The following is an 18,289-nucleotide window of genomic DNA, read 5'->3' on the forward strand; positions in this document are numbered from 1 at the left end:
GGTGCGTGCGCGGGGGCCGTCGGCCCTGCCTGCTGTCCCCAGCCTCCCTTCGGGCAGCTCGGTTGAACATTGCTGTGGCGATAAAGCGATGCCTGTCCATGCTAGGACGCCTGAACAGCATCTTCGGAGGACATGGGATACGCATACCCCTTCCTGGGCCTATCGGTGCGTGACCACCCAACATCGGGTATTCCTGGTGATCAGCGGCGTAGCAGCCGCGTCCTGAGCAAATCGAGGAATGATGTGACTTCGGTCACATTGAGCAGTCTGGCGGTGGCCACGAACAGCACCGCGCCGACGAGGCCGCCCGTCGCCATCGCGGCCAGCCCCGGCCACACGTCCCCGGGGAGCCCCCGGAAGAGGTGGATCGCCACCACACCGAAGACCGCCGCCGGAACGGTGGCCAGGTGCAGTCTGAACAGGGTCGCCGCGGTCCTGCGGCCGTCGAGGCCGTTCAGCTTCCGGTGCAGCAGGTACCACATGACGACCGAACCCACGATGTAGTACAGCCCGTAGGGCACCGGCAGCCACACCACGATGTGCTGCGGCTCCATGACGAACAGCAGGGCGATCGCCGTGGTCGCGTGCGCGATCTCCGAGGGGATCGACACCAGGGCCGGGGTGCGGGTGTCGCCCAGCGCGTAGAACACGCGCATCTGGAGCTGGAACAGCGTGAACGGGATCAGCATCACGCAGAAGACCATGAGGATGCGCCCGATGGCCGCCGCGTCCTGCGCGCTCGTGCTGCCCTGCGCGTAGATCATCACGCAGAACGGGACCGCGAAGACGATCATCGCCACAGAGATCGGCACGATCAGCACCGAGGACAGCCGGAAGCCCCGGGAGAAGTCGCTGCGGACCTGGTCCCTGCGCCCGGCGGCGACGTGCTCGCTCATCCGCGGCAGCAGCGCGGTGATCACCGAGACCGCGATGATCGCGTACGGCAGCTGGAACAGCATCGAGGCGAACTTGTAGGCGGCGATACCGGCGCCGGAGTCGAAACCCGCCTCGGCGGCCCGCGCACCGGCCCGGGTGGCCACGTTGGTGGACACGAGCGCGCCCAGCTGCGCCACGACGATGTAGAGCATCATCCACGAGGCCGCGCCGGCCGCCTCGCCCAGGCCCGAGCCGCGCAGGTCCAGGCGGGGGCGCCAGCGGAAGCCCGCCGCGGCCAGGGCCCACACCAGCACGGCGGCCTGGACCACCTGGCCCGCGGCCGTGCCCAGGCCCAGCAGCATGAGCTCGCCCGAGGTCACCGTCTCCGGCGTGCGGCCGGGACCGGCCAGGTTCAGGAACCACACGCAGACGCCGATGATGACCAGGTTGTTCAGCACCGGCGCCCACATGGGGGCGCCGAACCTGCCCCGCGCGTTGAGCATGGCGCCGGCCAGGCCGCTCGCGCCGATGAAGAAGATCTGGGTGACCAGGAACCGGGCCAGGACCACCGAGACCTCGTACTGGGCCCCGGTGAAGCCGCCCGCGTAGATCCGGATGAACCACTCCGCGACCAGCACCGACACGACCGTGAGCGCGAACAGCGCCAGCAGCATCAGCGTGACCAGGCGCTGCTCGACCCCGTTCCCGCCGTCGGCGTCCAGCTTGCGCCGCTTGACGAGGAAGGGGACGAACACGCTGGCCAGCAACCCGCCGATGAGCAGGTCGTAGATCATGTACGGGACCATGCCCGCGGTCTGGTACGCGTCGCCCAGCAGCTGGGTGCCGATCGCCGCGGCCAGGATGATGGTGCGCACGAAGCCCGTGACGCGGGAGACGATGGTGCCCAGCGCCATGACCATGCTGGACCTGGCGATGTTGCCCGGCGCCGTGTGGGCGCTGCCGCCGATCTCGTCGCCGTCCTCGTAGCGGTCGGCGGTACCGACGTCACCGATCTCGCTCGGGTCCCGGACCGTGCTCAGACCCGTCTCGGGCTCGGTGTCCGGCTCCTCGCGCTCGTAGGTGTCGAGGACGTCCTCGGGCATTACCAGGTGCCGTCGGCGGGCCCCGGTCGCGCCGCCCGGACCCGCCGGGGCGCCCAGGGTCTCCCGGACCGGCTCCGCCGGGGTCGCGGGGTCCGCCGACGGGGAGGGCTCCTCCGGCCGTTCCGGGGAATGGTCGCCGGCTACCTGCTGGGGTGGGTCGCTGGACACCGTCGGCTGTCCTTCACTCTCGTTGCGGCGGCTTCGGGGCCTCGGCGGGTTCAGAGCCGGGGGATCGGTACGGCATCAACGACGCAGACGACCGCGGACCAGTTCCACCGCCGCGCTCAGCTCCGGAACGCGCAGCAGGCGCGCCGACCCGAGGAAGAGCAGCGCGCCCAGAAGGCATCCGGCGGCCGGGGCGCCGACGTAGGTGACCAGACCGGGGCCGACGTGGGTGTCGAAGGCCCAGAGCACACCGAAGCCCGCCGCGATGCTCGGAACGACGGCCAGGTGCAGGCGCAACAATGTGCCAATGACGTGCTTTCCGTCAAGTCCTCCGATCCGCCTGCTCAGCACCAGCCCCGCGATGGTCAGGCCGGAGACGAACGAGACCATGAAGCCCGCGGCCACGCCCACGACCACCAGGTGCGGCGGCAGCAGCAGGTAGGACGCCGCGGCCAGACCGCCGTGGACGGCCAGGTTGGCCAGACCGATCATCGCCGGGGTGCGGGTGTCGCCCATGGCGAAGAACACCCGCAGCATCAGCTGGAACGTGGTGAACGGCACCAGGCCCAGGGACATGACCGCGAGGATCTGGCCGATGTTGGCGGCGTCGCCCACGGAGATGGACCCGCGGGCGAAGGCCAGGACGGACAGCGGTTCGGCGAACATCGCCACCGCGAACGCGGTCGGCACCAGGACGAAGGCCGAGACGCGCATCGTGCGGGAGAAGTCCGCGCGCACGGCGTCCCAGTTCCGGTCGTCGGCGTGGGCGCTCATCCGGGGCAGCAGCACGGTGATGAGGGAGACCGCGATGATCGCGTACGGCAGCTGGAAGAGCTGGTACGCCAGGTTGTAGGCGCTGATGCCCGCGCCGACGTCCAGTCCCTGCTCGATGCTCGCCACGTTCGCGGCGTTGGCGATGTTGGTGGTGATCCACAGCCCGGCCTGCGTGAGCAGGGTGTACATCATCATCCACCCGGCGGTGCGCAGGGCCTCCCCGAGTCCGGAGCCGCGCAGGTCCATGCGGGGACGCCACCGGTAACCGGTCCGGGTCAGGGCCACGAACAGCACCAGAGCCTGCAGCGCCATGCCGCCCGCGGTGCCGGCGCCCAGCAGGGTGAGCTGGCCGTCCGTGACGGTCTCGGGCGTGCGGCCGGGGCCCGCCACCCACAGGAAGACGCCCGCCACGCACATGATGACGATGTTGTTCAGCACCGGCGCCCAGACGGCGGCGCCGAACCTGCCCCGGGTGTTGAGCATGGCGCTGAGCAGGCCGCTCAGCCCGACGAAGAAGATCTGCGCGAGCAGGTAGCGCGCCAGGTGGACCGAGACCTCGAACTGGACCGGGGTGAACCGGGAGCCGTACATCAGGATGAGGAACTCGGCGGCCAGGATCGCGGCCGCGGTGAGCACCAGCAGTGCCAGCACCGTGGTGGTGAACAGCCGGTCCTCGGTGGCCTTGCCGCCGTCCGCGTCCCGCTTACGCCGCTTGACCAGGAACGGGATGATGACGCTGGCCATCAGCCCGCCGATGAGCAGGTCGTTGAGGATGAACGGGATCGTGTGCGCCGTGTGGTAGGCGTCACCGAGCAGGTGGGTGCCGATGGCGGCGCCCAGCACGATCGTGCGGGCGAACCCGGTGATCCGGGAGGCCATGGTGCCCACGGCCATGACGGCGCTGGAGCGCATCATGCCGCCCCCCGAGCCCGTTTCGGAGCCTCCGCCCGCACCCCGGCCGCTCCCGGAACCGTCGGCGGCCCCGGAGCCGGGGACGGGGGCCGCGTCCGCCTCGGGCAGTTCGCCCCCCTCGAAGGAGGACGTCGGACCGCCGCGGGGGCGGACCGCGCTCTCACCGGGGAGCGCGCCTTCGGGCTGGGGGGAACGGCGGTGCTTCCCGCCGCCGTTCGGAGAGTCGGTGACCACCGTGGATCAGGGTTCCTTTCGTCCGACTGGGGAATGTCCGGCGCGGCGCAGGGGCGGCCGCGGACCGGGTACGCGTGCGGCACGTGCCGACATGGCGACGTGCGGGTGTGTCGACAAGGCGTCCTGTCGGTGGGGGGCCATGTCACCCACCGGCCGGCCGAAGGAGCGGGACCATCAACCCGTACCGCCGGAGTCGCGTCGCGCGTCGCCCCCGGCGTCCCCGGCCTCCTCCTTCGAGGAGTCCTCCGCCCGGTCGGAGACTACTGGTACCTCCCCGGCGGCCGGACCACCGGCCGCCGTCTCCGCCGCGCCCTCGGTGCGCACCCGCTTGCGCGCCCACTTGCGCACCGCGCGCGGGGCCAGCGCGGCGACCAGGATCAACAGGCCGATACCGCTGACCATCAGGGCCTGCGTGCCCAGGCCGGTGGCGTTCACCGGGATCTCGGTGTCCTGGCTGCTGATCGGCTCCCCCTCGGCGTTCTGCAGGCTCACGTTCAGCACCGTGCGGCCGTTGATGCGGGCCGAGAGCGGCACGTACACCGTGGTCTTGGCGCCGGGCTGGATCTCGAAGGAGTGCGTGTACTCGCCGACGCTCAGGCGCTCGGAGTTCTCCGAGAACACCGACAGGTGCACGTAGACGGACTCGTCCTCCAGGTCGTTGGCGACCAGGATCCCGGTGGTGCCGGTCCGGCTGGCCAGCGTGACCGGCTCGCCGGGGATGATCCGCACGTCGTCCATACGGTCCTGAAGGGTGGCCGAGACCAGGGAGCGGGTGGCCCCCGCCAGGGCCTCCTCCTCCCGCCAGTACACCGACTCCAGGCGCAGCAGGGCCGGGCGGAACGGGTCGCTGTCGCCGACCAGGATGCTGTTGAACAGGCGCACGTCCCGGCCCACGTCCTCGACCTGGTCGAGGTAGGTGGAGCTGAGCTCATCCCCGGCGGCGCTCCCGGGGTAGGAGAGGGACGCGCGGGTGTTCCCGCCCTCACCGGCCTCGGGCGCCCCCACCTCGTCCAGGCGCTCGGGGGACAGCCAGGGCAGGTCCTCGGAGGCGGCCAGCACCCCCTCCGCGAACGCGGGGCTGGGGTCCCAGGCCGGGTCCGGGTAGGCGACGACCACCCGGTCGTCGCCGGCGTTCTCGCCCGCGATCATCGCGGTCTCGGCGGCGAAGCGCTGGAGGGCGAGCTCGGACTGCCCCGGCCCCCACGTGGGCATCGACAGGATCTCGGTGAGCCCCGCGTCGGCGACCAGGGCGAAGGGTTCCCCGTCCGACCCGGTCGGGGCGGCGGGCAGCGGGGCCCGGGCGCCGGGGGTGGCCGACATCCAGGAGGCGGCGGGCATGGCGGACTCGTCCAGCAGGAAGCGGGTGGCGCCGTAGGAGGAGAGCAGCGCGTAGACCTCCTCGTCCATCAGGCCCTCGGGGGGCAGGGCGAAGGACTCGTCCGCCTCCAGCGCCAGCGCGCGCAGCACGGCCTCCTGCCCGACCCGCAGGGAGGCCTCGGCGTCGGCGTCCATGCCGTTGTGCAGCAGGGCGGCCAGGTCGGTGTTGGCGTAGGGGGCGGCCACCACGCCGTCGGCGGCCAGGACGCGGCGCGCCTCGCGCAGCCACACCTGGGCCGCCTCGCTCGGCCCGGCGCCCTCGCGCACCGGGTCGGCCCCGGCGGGCACCGCGAGCGGGTCCCGCAGGACCTCGTGGCCCGCGCTGGCCATGCGCAGGACGTCGTCGAGCGTGCCGGGGTCCACGGCCCAGGTGACGGGCGTGCCCTCGGTCCGCGCGGGGGTGCTTGGGCTCTCTCCGCCCTCCGCGTCCTCTCCGCCCTCCTGGCCGCCGTCCCCGGACTCCTCCCCGTCCTCCGCCGCCGGATCGGTCCCCTCCGAGGGCGAGGCCTCGCCGGTGGGCAGGGCCTCGGCGGTCTCCTCCGCGGTGGCCTCGCCGTCGGACGGCGGGGCCTCGGAGTCCTCGCCGAGGCCGAGCTCCTCGACCAGGTCCCCCTCACCGGCCTCGAAGGACAGCGGTGTCTGCGCGCCCGCGGCCAGCAGGCGCCCCAGGCGGCCGTCGGCGGCCACGGCCGCGTTCAGCTCGTCGCTGAGGAAGGTGTCGTCGTCCGCCCGCTGGGGCCGGGCCATGAGCGGCCACACCCAGGCCACCCCGACCGAGGGCACGTCGTCGCCGCCCGTGTAGGGCAGGAAGGTGTACTGGGCGCCGATGACCTCCCCGCGGCCGTCCACGGCCTCCACGACCAGCGGGTAGACGCCGTAGGCGTCCAGGCCCAGGTCCTCGACCGGAACGCTCAGGGAGTACCCCCGGCTGTCCAGCGGCGCCAGCTCCCCGGCCACCTCGTCGTCCGGGCCGGAGGCGTTGGGCTGCCACCCCTCGCCCGAGGCGAACTCGTCCAGTTCGCCGCGGTCGGTGAAGGGGTGCCGCGAGTAGCGCATCCGCACGGTGACGTCGCTCAGACCGTGGTCGGTGGTGTTGGTCACCTCACCCGTGACCCGCAGGGTGCTGTCCTCGCCGAGGGCGTCCGGGGTGACGCGCTCGACGACGAGCGGCTCGGCCGCCCCGTCGCCCTCGGGCTCCGCGTGCGCGGGTGTGGCCGGTATCGGGAACAGCGCGGTGGCCATGGCCGTGACCACCGACGCGGAGGCAAATCGACGCAACGCTTGACCGGTTTCCTGAGTCGGGTCCAGATGGCCGTCCCGCCGGGATCGCGGTGGAGGGGACGGTGGTAGCACCCGCACGGCGCGACGGCGTACGCGGGTGGGGTGGACGCGGCGCAACCGGGGCGTCCTACCGTTCCCCCGAAGATACCGCCTCCACCGCTCCCCAGGTCGGTTGTCCACAGCCGTGCGACGTGTCCCGGGGGCGCGCTCCCGCGTCGAACGGCGGCGGCCGGGCGGGGAAGGACCCGATCCGTGTACCGGCACCCGGTCCGGACAGGGACGATTCGCGGTTTGCCTCGGGCGCCGCCTAGTCTCGTATCCGTGCCGAACACAGAGTTTTCGCGAGAGAGCGACACCGCCCGGCAGCACGACGCCGAGGCCTCCCCGGGGGCGGCCTCGCTGACCGGCGCGCAGCGGGCGGCGGTCACAGCGCTGGCCGACTCCTTCCCCCTCGTCTCCGAGGAGCTGGGCGAGCGCTTCGCCGGGCACGACCAGCAGCTCGCCCTCGTCGGCGGGCCGGTACGCGACGCGCTCCTGGGGCGGACCTCCAACGACGTCGACCTGACCACCGACGCCGTGCCCCAGCGCATCCTGGAAATCGTGGACGGCTGGGCCGACGCCGTGTGGACCGTCGGCATCGACTTCGGCACGGTGGGCCTGCGCAAGAAGGGCCTGCAGCTGGAGATCACCACCTACCGCAGCGAGTCCTACTCGCCCAAGTCCCGCAAGCCCGAGGTGGCCTACGGCACGGACATCCACGACGACCTCCTGCGCCGCGACTTCACCGTCAACGCCATGGCGGTGCGCCTGCCCGGCCTGGAGTTCGTCGACCCCTTCGGCGGCCTGGCCGACCTGCGGGCCGGGGTGCTGCGCACCCCCGGCAGACCGGAGGACTCCTTCGGCGACGACCCGCTGCGCATCATGCGCGCCGTCCGCTTCGCCGCGCAGCTCGGCTTCTCCCTGGCCCCCGAGGTGGCCGAGGCCGCCCGGAACATGGCCGAGCGACTGTCCATCGTCTCCGCCGAGCGCATCCGCGACGAGCTGACCAAGCTCATGCTCAGCCCCGACCCCCGGCGCGGCATCGAGCTCATGGTGGACCTGGGCATCGCGCCGTACGTGCTGCCCGAGATCCCCAAGCTGCGCCTGGAGATCGACGAGCACCACCGGCACAAGGACGTCTACGAGCACTCCCTCACCGTGCTGGACCAGGCCATCGAGCTGGAGCGGGAGCGCGGGCACGAACCCGACCTCGTGCTGCGCCTGGCGGCGCTGCTGCACGACGTCGGCAAGCCCAAGACGCGGGCCTTCGAGTCCGGCGGCCGGGTCACCTTCCACCACCACGAGGTGGTGGGCGCCTCGATGAGCCGCAAGCGGTTGAGCGCGCTGCGCTTCCCCAAGGACGTCGTGTCCGACGTCAGCACCCTGGTCGGCCTGCACCTGCGCTTCCACGGCTACGGCAAGGGGGAGTGGACCGACTCGGCGGTGCGGCGCTACGCCCGAGACGCCGGTTCCCAGCTGGAGCGGCTGCACATCCTCACCCGTGCCGACTGCACCACCCGCAACCGGCGCAAGGCCGCCGCCCTGGCGCGCGCCTACGACGACATCGAGCGCCGCATCAAGGAGCTGGCCGAGCAGGAGGAGCTGGACCGCATCCGCCCGGACCTGGACGGCAACGAGATCCAGGAGGTCCTGGGGATCGGTCCGGGGCCGGTGGTGGGCCGCGCGTACCGCTTCCTGCTGGAGCTGCGCCTGGAGAACGGGCCGATGGGCCGGGAGGCCGCCACCGAGGCGCTGCGCGCCTGGGCGGCCGAGCACATGTAGGTCGCGCCCTCCCGTACCGGGCGTCAGCGGCCGGGCTTGACCGCCGTGACCGCCATGGCCATGCCGAACACCCGCAGCGGCGTCTCCTCCATCGTGTCGGACAGGGTCTGCAGGCCCGCGGGCCGCCGCTCCAGCGGCGGCATCAGGTAGTCGATGGCGCACACCCGCAGCCCGACGCCGCGCAGCAGGCGGCCCATCTGCTGGGTGGTGAACGCCCGCGTGTCCGACATGCGCTCGTGCAGCGGGCGGATCCACGGCAGGAAGGGCGCGGTCAGCGTCGAGCGGCGCCGTCGGCCCCACAGCACGCCGTGGGTCTCGAAGGGGAACCAGCGGTTGGGCGCGGTCAGGGAGAGCGCGCCGCCGGGCCGGAGCACGCGGCGGACCTCCCGCAGCCCCGCCTCCGGGTCGTCGACGTGCTCGAACAGGTCGAACGCGGTCACCCGGTCGAACGTGTTCGCCTCGAAGGCCAGCCCGTCGGCGGACATCTTGTGGACGCCGACGCGGTCCTCCAGGGCGGTTCCGGCGATCCGGCGGGCGAAGGCGTTGAGCCGGTCCGGTTCCAGGTCGACGGCGTCCACCCGCACGTAGCCCCCGGCCAGTTCGACCGTGTAGGTGCCGTCCCCGCAGCCCACGTCGAGCAGCCGGTCGCCGTGGAAGGGCAGGTGCCGGGCCAGCGCGCCGATCCGCCTGGTCACCCCGCGCGAGCCGAAGGCGCTGGAGGCGTTCCCCGGTGCGTGATCGACGGTCATACCCCACCATCCCCGCTGTGTCGACGACTTCCCTGCGGGGACACTACAGCAGGTGACCACAAAGCGACGAAGAGCTCTCACCTGCGTCGACGTGCCGACTGGGGGACAGGACGACAAGCCGTCCTGTCGACATGCCGCCGGCCCTCGGTGCCCTGCGCGCCCCCCGTACCCGGAGAGCGCCCGGTGCCCGGACCCCCTCCGCCGCAGCGGCCCCTCCGGCCGGCTAGGCGGCGCCCTCGCGGACCGCGGTCGCGTTCGGGTCCGTGCGCCGTCCCCGCGCGGCCCAGGCCGCGCCCATCGCCAGGTAGGCGGCGGCCATCGCGGAGACCACGGGGGTGCTGGCCCCCGAGGGCGGGACCAGCGCGGCCGACAGCGCCGCGCCCAGCACGAACGTGGCGTTGAACAGCACGTCGTAGACCGAGAACACCCGCCCGCGGAACGCGTCGTCGACATGTCGCTGAACCAACGTGTCGACCGTGACCTTCACCCCCTGGGAGACGAAGCCCAGCGAGAACGCGGCCACCGGGAACAGGGCGGGGGAGAAGGGCAGTCCGAACACCACCAGCACCGCGGCCGCCGCGGCCAGCTGCAGGGCGATCCAGGTCCCCGGCGCCATCCGGGCGGTCGCCCACGGCGTGGCCACCGCGCCGAGGAGGAACCCCGCCCCGGACAGGCCCATCGCCACCGAGAAACCGGCCAGACCGGCCACCCCGCCGTCGGTGAACGTGTTGTTGTAGAGCAGCAGTGTGACCAGGGTGGATATGCCGAACAGGATCCGGTGGCCGCCGATCGTGGCCAGCGCGTCACGCGCCTCCGGACGGGACCACAGGTGCCGCACGCCGGACACCATGCCCCGCACCACGTCGCGCACGGCAGCGCGGACCTCCTCGGGCTCCCGCTCCAGGTGCGGCCCCAGCTCCCGGTACCCCAGGGTCAGCGAGACCAGACCCGCTCCCGCGAAGCCCAGCGCGGCCACGAGGAGGACGGCCCCCGTGCCGAGTGCGTCGTCCCCGCCGAGCAGTCCGATCGCGGCACCCGTCCCGGCGCCGAGGAAGCTCGCCGCGGTGCCGCTGGTCGGTGTCACCGCGTTGGCCATCATCAGCTTCTCCCGGGGCACCACGTACGGCAGCCCGGCGGACAGTCCGGACAGGAAGAAGCGGTTGACGCTCAGCACCAGGAGCGCCGCGACGAAGAAGGCCGGGCCCTCGCCGCCCGCGACCAGGAGCGCGCTCACCGCGGCGAGCGCCGCCTTGGCCAGGGCGGACAGCAGCAGCACCTGGCGGCGGGGCCACCGGTCGATCAGGACCCCGGCGAACGGGGCCACCACCGAGAACGGCAGGAGCAGGACCGCGAAGGCCGCGGCGACGGCCCCGGCGCTCGTGTGCTGCTCGGGGTTGAAGAAGACGAAACCGGCCAGTCCGGCCTGGTAGACCCCGTCGGAGAACTGCGAGACCAGCCGGGTACCGAACAGCCGACGGAACCGGGGTCCCCGGAGGACCGTGCGCAGATCGCCGAAGAAGGACACGCTCCCAGGGTAGGGCGCGCACGGGAGGGGGCACGGCCGCGGCGGCTCCGAACCCCCCGACCGGGTCCGCCGCGGCGCGCTGGGCGTCCGCCCGGGGGCTACTCGCCCGCGATGAAGCGCTCGACCTTCTCGTGCGCCTCGGAGTCGCTGTACTGCACGGGCGGGGACTTCATGAAGTAGGAGGACGGCTCCAGGACGGGGCCGCCGATCCCGCGGTCCTTGGCGATCTTCGCCGCGCGGACGGCGTCGATGATGATGCCCGCGGAGTTCGGGGAGTCCCAGACCTCCAGCTTGTACTCCAGGTTCAGCGGCACGTCACCGAACGCGCGGCCCTCCAGTCGGATGTAGGCCCACTTGCGGTCGTCCAGCCACGGCACGTGGTCCGAGGGGCCGATGTGCACCGACCCGGCCTTCAGCTCGTGCGGGATCTGCGAGGTGACGGACTGCGTCTTGGAGATCTTCTTGGACTCCAGGCGGTCGCGCTCCAACATGTTCTTGAAGTCCATGTTGCCGCCGAAGTTCAGCTGGTACGTGCGGTCCACGATCACGCCGCGGTCCTCGAACAGCTTCGACAGCACCCGGTGGGTGATGGTCGCGCCGATCTGCGACTTGATGTCGTCGCCGATGATCGGCACCCCGGCCTCGGTGAACTTCTCCGCCCACTCGGGGTCGGAGGCGATGAACACCGGAAGGGCGTTCACGAAGGCCACGCCCGCGTCGATCGCGCACTGGGCGTAGAACTTGCCGGCCTCCTCCGAGCCCACCGGGAGGTAGGACACGAGCACGTCCGCCCCGCTGGCCTTGAGGGCGGCGACCACGTCCACCGCGTCCTCGGGCGACTCCTGGATCATCTCGCGGTAGTACCTGCCCAGACCGTCGTAGGTCGGGCCCCGCATGACCGTGACGCCGGTCGGCGGCACGTCGCAGATCTTGATGGTGTTGTTCTCGCTGGCCGTGATGGCGTCGGCCAGGTCGTGGCCGACCTTCTTGGCGTCCACGTCGAAGGCGGCGACGAACTCGATGTCGCTCACGTGGTACGGGCCGAACTGCACATGCATGAGGCCGGGTACCCGGGACTCGGGGTTGGCGTCCTTGTAGTAATGCACGCCCTGGACGAGCGACGCCGCACAGTTGCCGACGCCCACGACGGCTACACGTACCGAACCCATTGGTCCTTGCTCCTTCTTCTTCGCGAACATGGATTCCACGGCGCACGACGACGGGTCCGCGATGACGGCGGTGGGTCGTCCCGCGTTCGTTTCCCGTATGTGGTCAGCAGCGCACACGGCGTTTCTGTTCCCACCCGTCACCCCCGCCGCCCTCCACGGGCGCTTGCGGCGCGGTTCCCTGCCACCTACCCGGGGGCTGCGGGAGGAACGTGCATGTCTGGCTGTTTTGTTCAGCCCTGACTCTATCCCTGCCCACCCGCGTGACCGCATGTCAGACCGGTGACGCGGGAGAGCCCCGGGGGCACACGGGGTGTTCACCGCCGGTCGTCGGCGGTGAACCCCCGGAATACTGCGGTAAAAATCTCACGCACCGCCCCCACCTGCCCCGACACGTCCCCGCGCCGGAGTGCACGTGCAAGCCTCACCGCTGACCCGGTGTGACGGCTCTGCCGTGAACTGGCGCTACGCGCGATTTCCCGTCCATCGTTCCCAGGTGCCCCGTGACGCACGATAACCTCGCGCGTGGGTTGTGCTATACCGTTCGATCGCTCTAACGTGACCTGTGATTTGCGTGCGTAGCCGGTAAGCCCCCGCCCCCGGACCGGGCCGCCACCGCGGCGTCGCGCCGTCGGTACGGGACGGAGAGCACCGACGGAGGCCGGGCTCCCGCAGGCCAATGACCAGGAGGATGAAGCGGCCAACGTCTTCGCGACCTGTTGATGAAAACCCCCGCCCGCCCTTGGGCGTCCTTTATCAAGCCTTGAACGACAGGCACAACGGTGGAGCGGCCGCACCGGGCCGGTCCACGCCGGTCACCGCGAGAACAGGTCGCGGATCACCGATCCCCCAGGGGGACCGTCCCCCCGTTTCCACCCAGGAATCGTCAGGCCGACCGGCCGTGAGAGGCAATCGAGGACCACGTGAGTACCGAACGACGACGGAACGCCGACGGCGGCCGTCGCCGGGCCGAGGGCCCGGTCGACGGTCCACGCGGCAGCGGTGGACGGCGCCGGGCCGACGGCCCCGAGCGTGCCGGAGGGCGCCGACGAGCGGAGGCCGGGGACGGCTTCTGGGGTGACGACGCGCGGCCCGAGCGCCCGCGCCGGCCGCGGCCGCCGGAGCAGGACATGCGCTCCGAGGGCCGGGGCGCCCGCCGCCGCGGCGACGCCGAGCGCCCCCGTCGTGCCGAGGGCGAGCGTCCGCGTCGTGCCGAGGGCCAGGGCCAGCGCCGCCGCCCGGAGGACGCCGAGCGCCCCCGCCGCCGTCCCGAGGGAGAACCGCCCCGTCGTTCCCGGGACGGTGAGCCGCCCCGTCGTCGTCCCGACGGCCAGGGCCGGCGCCGCCCCGTCGAGGACCCCCGCGGCCGTCGCAGGGCCGCCGGTGCCGGCGGCCCGCGTGACCCCCGCGACCCGCGCGAGCGCGGCCGGGACCGCGAGCACGCCGCGCGCTCCGAGGGGCGCCGCGCGCCGGGAAGGGGCACCCGCGCCGCGGCCGGCGGCAGGGGCGGAGGAGGCGGAGGCAGACGCCGCGCCCGCCAGGAGGAGCCGGACGACCGTCCGTGGTTCAGGCGCTTCCTGTCCAAGGCGTGGAAGCCCGCCCTGGCCGCCTTCGGCCTGATGATCATCGGCGGCGTCGCCGTCTTCGCGATCCTGTACGCCCAGGCGCCCGACAAGGACGAGCTGGACGCCAAGGCGGAGAACACGATGTCGGCCACCCAGATCATGTGGGCCGCGCAGGGTGACGAGGAGCCCGAGGTCGCGGTCACCACGGGACAGGTCAGGCGCGTCGAGGTCCAGTACGAGGACATCCCGCCGGAGGTCATCGACGGCGTGCTCGCCGCCGAGCAGCGCACCTTCTTCACCGACCCCGGCATCAACGTCATGGGCATCATGCGCGCCGTCGTCACCGGCGGCGAGGCGGGCGGCGGTTCCACCATCACCCAGCAGATGGCCCGCAACTACTACAGCGACCTGGACTCCAGCAACCGCTACCTCCGCAAGATCCGGGAGATCTTCATCGCCATCAAGCTCTCCCAGCAGATGGAGCACGAGGAGATCCTCACGACCTACCTCAACACCATCTACTTCGGCCGCGGCGCCTCGGGCATCGAGATGGCCTCCCAGGCCTACTTCGACAAGAGCGTCAGCGAGCTGAACTCGGCGGAGGGCGCCTTCCTCGGCCTCATCATCCAGATGCCCAGCAACTTCGAGGGCGAGATGGGCCCCTGGACCGAGAAGTACCTCAAGGAGGAGCGCTGGCCCTACATGCAGCGCCAGCTGGCGGCGATGCACGAGGAGGACCCCAGCCGGGGCCTCCCCCGGGCCGAGGCCGAGGCGCTGGAGATCCCGGAACTCGTCCCCTACGGCGTCGACGACGACACGCCCGCCGACCCCAAGTACGGGTACGTGCGCGACGCGGTCATCAACGAGATCGTGGAACGCTACTCCAACCACGACATCACCTCCGCCGACATCGCCACCCAGGGCTTCGTCGTCGAGACCTCGCTGAACCCCGAGCTCATGGACGCGGCGCGCAGCGCCTTCGACGTCCTGCCGGGCACCCCCGAGGACACCATGATGGGCCTGACCGCGGTTGACCCCTCCACGGGTGAGATCGTCGCCTTCCACGGCGGCGACAACGTGGCCGAGGACTACAACAACTCGCTGTACCACCGCACCCAGGCGGGTTCGTCGTACAAGCCCTACGTCCTGGCCACAGCGCTCAACAACAACATCAGCCTCGAGAGCATGTTCGACGGCGACTCGCCGCAGGAGTTCCCGGGCCTGCAGAGTCCGGTCCAGAACGCGAACGACGTGAGCTACGGTCCGGTCAACCTGGTCCAGGCCACCGCGGACTCGGTCAACACCCCCTTCGTGCAGCTGGCACACGACCTGGGTCCGGCCGCGGTCGACGACCTCGCGGTCCGGGCCGGGGTGGACGAGGACCAGATCACCACCTCCACCCAGGGGCCGCTGATCGCGCTGGGCACCCATCAGGTGACCGCGCTGGACCAGGCGACGGGCTACGCGACCTTCGCGGCCGGGGGCAGGCACTACCCGGCGCACATGGTCACCGAGCTGCGCAGGGCCGACGGCACGGTCCTCGAGCCCAAGGACCAGGCTCAGTTGGAGAGCGGTACCGAGGTGGTCTCCGCGGACGTCGCGGCCGACGTCACTTACGCCATGACCCAGGTGGTCGAGAACGGCGGTGGCTCCCACGCCGCGCTGCCGGACGGACGCCCCGTCGCGGGCAAGACCGGTACCTCCAGTAACGCCGTCTCCGCCTGGTTCGTCGGGTACACCCCGCAGCTGGTCGCCGCCGTCGGCCTGAGCCGCGCGGACGCCAATCTGTCCCTGGAGTTCGACGGGCAGGCCGCGGGTGAGATCTTCGGTGGTACCACATCGGCCAACGTCTGGCGGGAGTTCATGACGGTGGCCATGGAGGGGAAGCCCGTCGAGCAGTTCCCGCCGCGGGCCAACGTGGGTGAGGACCACAGCTTCCTGCCCAGCCCGTCCCCGAGCGAGGAGCAGTCCGAGGAGCCGAGCGAGGAACCCTCCGAGGAGCCGAGCGCGAGCGAGCCGGAGTGCGACCCGCAGGACCGCCGCGGCCCGGACTGCGGGGAGGAGCCGCAGACCGAGGAGCCGTGTGCGGAGTTCGACCCCTTCTGCGAGGACGGGGAGGAGCCCCAGGACCCGACGGCCTGCTCGCGTCCCAACCCACCCGCGAACTGTGAGAACACCACTCCGCCGGACGACGGGGCCTCGGGCGAGGAGCAGGACGGCGAAGGCGGCGGCGGTTCCTTCCCGTGGGGCAGGAGCAGCGCCAGCGGCGGTGAGACCAACAGGATGGTCATCCTGACCCGTCAGGACTGACCCCTCCCGAAGGCTCAGCCAGGGGGCCGGCGCGCTCGGTGGGCGCACCGGCCCCCTTCGCGTGCCCCCGCCCCGGGTGCGGCGGGGTTGTCCACAGGCCGCACCGGATGGTATGCGGCGGCTGGTAGCCTTGACTCCCGTATGGCTCAGAGCCCGCCAGGCCCCGTCCCCGGCGGCGCGGCACCCACCGCGGGCTCCTGCCCTCCTGCCATGGAGATTCCATGGCCGCAACAGTCCAGAGGAGGAACGTACGCCTATGCGTCGTTACGAAATCATGGTCATCCTCGACCCGAACCTCGACGAGCGCACCGTCGCCCCGTCGCTGGAGAACTTCCTGGGCGTCGTCCGCAACGACGGCGGCTCGGTCGAGAAGGTCGACATCTGGGGCAAGCGCCGCCTGGCCTACGACATCGACAAGAACGCCGAGGGCATCTACGCGGTCATCGACCTGACCGCCGAGCCCGCCACGGTCAAGGAGCTGGACCGCCAGCTCGGCATCGCCGAGGCCGTGCTCCGCACGAAGGTGCTCCGCCCCGAGGTCCACTAGAGCGGCTCCGCGCCGCACCCCCTGGTCCCGTGGTCCCCGCTCTGTCACTGGTGGCGGGGATGATCGGGGCAGCAGGCGAAACCGCCTGAACCGACTACCTCGAACCGGAGCCCATCCATGGCAGGCGAAACCCAGATCACGCTCGTCGGCAACCTGGTCGACGACCCTGAACTGCGCTTCACGCCCAGTGGAGCCGCGGTCGCCAACTTCCGCGTGGCCTCGACGCCCCGCACCTTCGACCGCCAGTCGGGGGAGTGGAAGGACGGCGAGTCCATGTTCCTCACCTGCACCGTCTGGCGGCAGTACGCGGAGAACGTGGCCGAGAGCCTCCAGCGCGGTATGCGCGTCATCGTGCAGGGCCGCTTGAAGCAGCGCTCGTACGACACCCGCGAGGGTGAGAAGCGGACCGTCTTCGAGATCGACGTCGACGAGGTCGGCCCGGCCCTGCGCAGTGCCACCGCCAAGGTGACCAAGACGCAGCGCCAGGGCGGCGGCGGTGGCTTCGGTGGCGGCGGCGGTGGTTTCGGTGGCGGCCAGCCCCAGGGCGGCGGCTACGGGAACCAGGGCGGCGGTTTCGGCGGCGGAGCCCAGGGCGGCGGACGCAGCGGTCCCCCGGCCGACGACCCGTGGGCCACCAACGGCGGTGGCGGCGGTTTCGGCGGTGGCGGCGGCGGCGGAGGCTTCTCCGACGAGCCCCCGTTCTAGTCGACCAGCAGTACCCGGCCCGGCGCCCCGGTGCGCCAGGTCGTCTTCCACATGTCCCAGCCCATCCCCGGGAGGACCCCGGGGCTCTTGCGAAGGAGCACCACGATGGCGAAGCCGGCAGCGCGCAAGCCCAAGAAGAAGGTTTGCCTCTTCTGCCAGGAGAAGCAGTCCTACATCGACTACAAGGACACCACGCTTCTCCGCAAGTTCATCTCCGAGCGCGGCAAGATCCGTGCCCGGCGCGTCACGGGTAACTGCACCCAGCACCAGCGCGACGTCGCGACCGCGATCAAGAACGCGCGCGAGGTGGCCCTGCTGCCCTACACCAGCAGCACCCGCTAACGGCGATATCGAGGGAGGTTTTTGTCGTGAAGCTGATTTTGACCCACGAGGTCAACGGTCTCGGAGCCCCCGGCGATGTCGTCGAGGTGAAGAACGGCTACGGCCGCAACTACCTGCTGCCCCGCGGGTTCGCCATCCGGTGGACGCGCGGCGCCCAGAAGCAGATCGACCTGATCCAGCGCGCGCGTTCCGCGCGTGACATCCGGAGCCTGGACGAGGCCCAGCAGGTCGCCGGTCAGGTCAACGCGCTCACGGTGCGCCTCCAGCAGCGCGCCGGCGAGGGCGGCCGCCTGTTCGGTTCGGTCACCCCCGCTGACATCGCCGACGCCGTCAAGGCCACCGGCGGTCCGCAGCTGGACAAGCGCCGGATCGAGATCAAGAACCCGATCAAGTCGGTCGGAAGCCACAAGGTCCAGGTCCGCCTGCACCCCGAGGTCTCCGCGACGATCAAGCTGGACGTCGTCGGCGCCTGACCAGGCCCCCGGCGCTTCGGGCCCCGCCTCCCCTCCCTTGAGTTCTAGTGGTCGTTGCAACACCCCACTTCTGAAGGGGTGCGATGGACGACTTCAAGATCCGGAACCGCTCGGTCAACCAGGGCCGCAGGAAGCTCTGGGAAGAGCGAGCGGAATACTTCCGACTCATGGACCTGGGGTATTCGAACAAAGCTGCTTGCCAAGCCGTGGGAATCAACCTGCGGACCGGACGCGAGTGGCTGGGGGACCTGCACGGGCTCCGGCGCGAGGCCGGAGAGGCGGCGGGCCCTGGTCGCGGAACGGACGGTCCGACGGGTCGTGAGGGAGCGAGCGGGTTGTGGTGCACGATCCGTCCTGCGCGCCA

At 71.6% G+C, this 18,289-nt stretch carries 12 protein-coding genes and 1 pseudogene; 7 read left to right on the forward strand and 6 right to left on the reverse strand.

Translation table 11 applies throughout. The features are described from left to right. Nucleotides 1-200: 200 nt before the first annotated feature. The 3 genes from murJ (FYW95_RS14705) to FYW95_RS14715 all read right to left on the reverse strand — a co-directional run bounded on the left by murJ (FYW95_RS14705) (nt 201) and on the right by FYW95_RS14715 (nt 6,719). Complete coding sequence (gene murJ, locus FYW95_RS14705) at nt 201-1,979, reverse strand: murein biosynthesis integral membrane protein MurJ (protein ID WP_236567866.1); 1,779 nt, start codon at nt 1,977-1,979, stop codon at nt 201-203. 243 nt (nt 1,980-2,222) lie between these two features. Further along, complete coding sequence (murJ, locus tag FYW95_RS14710; protein WP_160050424.1) at nt 2,223-4,064, reverse strand: murein biosynthesis integral membrane protein MurJ; 1,842 nt, start codon at nt 4,062-4,064, stop codon at nt 2,223-2,225. A 174-nt stretch (nt 4,065-4,238) separates the two neighbouring features. Next, complete coding sequence (locus tag FYW95_RS14715) at nt 4,239-6,719, reverse strand: DUF6049 family protein (RefSeq protein WP_370462397.1); 2,481 nt, start codon at nt 6,717-6,719, stop codon at nt 4,239-4,241. Nucleotides 6,720-7,043: 324 nt separating this feature from the next. On the opposite strand from FYW95_RS14715, the gene FYW95_RS14720 reads away from it, so the two are divergent. Beyond that, complete coding sequence (locus FYW95_RS14720; RefSeq protein WP_159943386.1) at nt 7,044-8,543, forward strand: CCA tRNA nucleotidyltransferase; 1,500 nt, start codon at nt 7,044-7,046, stop codon at nt 8,541-8,543. A gap of 23 nt (nt 8,544-8,566) precedes the next feature. Here the strand turns inward: FYW95_RS14720 and FYW95_RS14725 are convergent, their stop codons facing one another. The 3 genes from FYW95_RS14725 to FYW95_RS14735 all read right to left on the reverse strand — a co-directional run bounded on the left by FYW95_RS14725 (nt 8,567) and on the right by FYW95_RS14735 (nt 11,986). Beyond that, the gene (locus tag FYW95_RS14725) at nt 8,567-9,292 is read right to left on the reverse strand and encodes a class I SAM-dependent methyltransferase (RefSeq protein ID WP_159943387.1); all 726 of its coding nucleotides are present in this window, start codon (nt 9,290-9,292) and stop codon (nt 8,567-8,569) included. A gap of 223 nt (nt 9,293-9,515) precedes the next feature. Then, the gene (locus tag FYW95_RS14730; RefSeq protein ID WP_159943388.1) at nt 9,516-10,817 is read right to left on the reverse strand and encodes an MFS transporter; all 1,302 of its coding nucleotides are present in this window, start codon (nt 10,815-10,817) and stop codon (nt 9,516-9,518) included. Nucleotides 10,818-10,915: 98 nt separating this feature from the next. Further along, entirely contained in the window at nt 10,916-11,986 is a 1,071-nt protein-coding gene (locus FYW95_RS14735; RefSeq protein ID WP_159943389.1) for an inositol-3-phosphate synthase, read from the reverse strand. Nucleotides 11,987-12,906: 920 nt separating this feature from the next. Here FYW95_RS14735 and FYW95_RS14740 point away from each other — a divergent pair. The 6 genes and pseudogenes from FYW95_RS14740 to FYW95_RS28225 form a co-directional block, all read left to right on the forward strand. Next, nucleotides 12,907-15,858 carry a transglycosylase domain-containing protein gene (locus FYW95_RS14740; protein ID WP_160050425.1) on the forward strand — a complete coding sequence of 984 codons (2,952 nt, stop codon included), beginning with the start codon at nt 12,907-12,909 and terminating at the stop codon, nt 15,856-15,858. A 256-nt stretch (nt 15,859-16,114) separates the two neighbouring features. Next, complete coding sequence (gene rpsF / locus FYW95_RS14745; RefSeq protein WP_159945716.1) at nt 16,115-16,405, forward strand: 30S ribosomal protein S6; 291 nt, start codon at nt 16,115-16,117, stop codon at nt 16,403-16,405. 117 nt (nt 16,406-16,522) lie between these two features. After that, nucleotides 16,523-17,110 (forward strand): single-stranded DNA-binding protein, encoded by a 588-nt coding sequence (locus FYW95_RS14750; protein WP_159945715.1) that lies wholly within the window; start codon nt 16,523-16,525, stop codon nt 17,108-17,110. 105 nt (nt 17,111-17,215) lie between these two features. Then, nucleotides 17,216-17,452 (forward strand): 30S ribosomal protein S18, encoded by a 237-nt coding sequence (gene rpsR, locus FYW95_RS14755; protein ID WP_159945714.1) that lies wholly within the window; start codon nt 17,216-17,218, stop codon nt 17,450-17,452. A 26-nt stretch (nt 17,453-17,478) separates the two neighbouring features. Then, nucleotides 17,479-17,925: a 50S ribosomal protein L9 gene (rplI, locus tag FYW95_RS14760; RefSeq protein WP_159945713.1), complete on the forward strand. Its 447-nt coding sequence runs from the start codon at nt 17,479-17,481 to the stop codon at nt 17,923-17,925. A gap of 83 nt (nt 17,926-18,008) precedes the next feature. Beyond that, nucleotides 18,009-18,289 (forward strand): annotated as a pseudogene (locus FYW95_RS28225) (hypothetical protein); the annotation flags it as partial.

Origin of the sequence: Nocardiopsis sp. FR4 (assembly GCF_009830945.1) — a bacterium.
In the GTDB taxonomy this organism is placed as follows: Bacteria; Actinomycetota; Actinomycetes; order Streptosporangiales; family Streptosporangiaceae; genus Nocardiopsis.

Bases quoted from the DNA above. Each gene is read 5' to 3' on its own strand.
- FYW95_RS14735 (WP_159943389.1), bottom strand. From the start codon at position 11,986: ATGGGTTCGGTACGTGTAGCCGTCGTGGGCGTCGGCAACTGTGCGGCG.
- murJ (WP_236567866.1), bottom strand. From the start codon at position 1,979: ATGCCCGAGGACGTCCTCGACACCTACGAGCGCGAGGAGCCGGACACC.
- rpsF (WP_159945716.1), top strand. From the start codon at position 16,115: ATGCGTCGTTACGAAATCATGGTCATCCTCGACCCGAACCTCGACGAG.
- rpsR (WP_159945714.1), top strand. From the start codon at position 17,216: ATGGCGAAGCCGGCAGCGCGCAAGCCCAAGAAGAAGGTTTGCCTCTTC.
- FYW95_RS14750 (WP_159945715.1), top strand. From the start codon at position 16,523: ATGGCAGGCGAAACCCAGATCACGCTCGTCGGCAACCTGGTCGACGAC.
- FYW95_RS14725 (WP_159943387.1), bottom strand. From the start codon at position 9,292: ATGACCGTCGATCACGCACCGGGGAACGCCTCCAGCGCCTTCGGCTCG.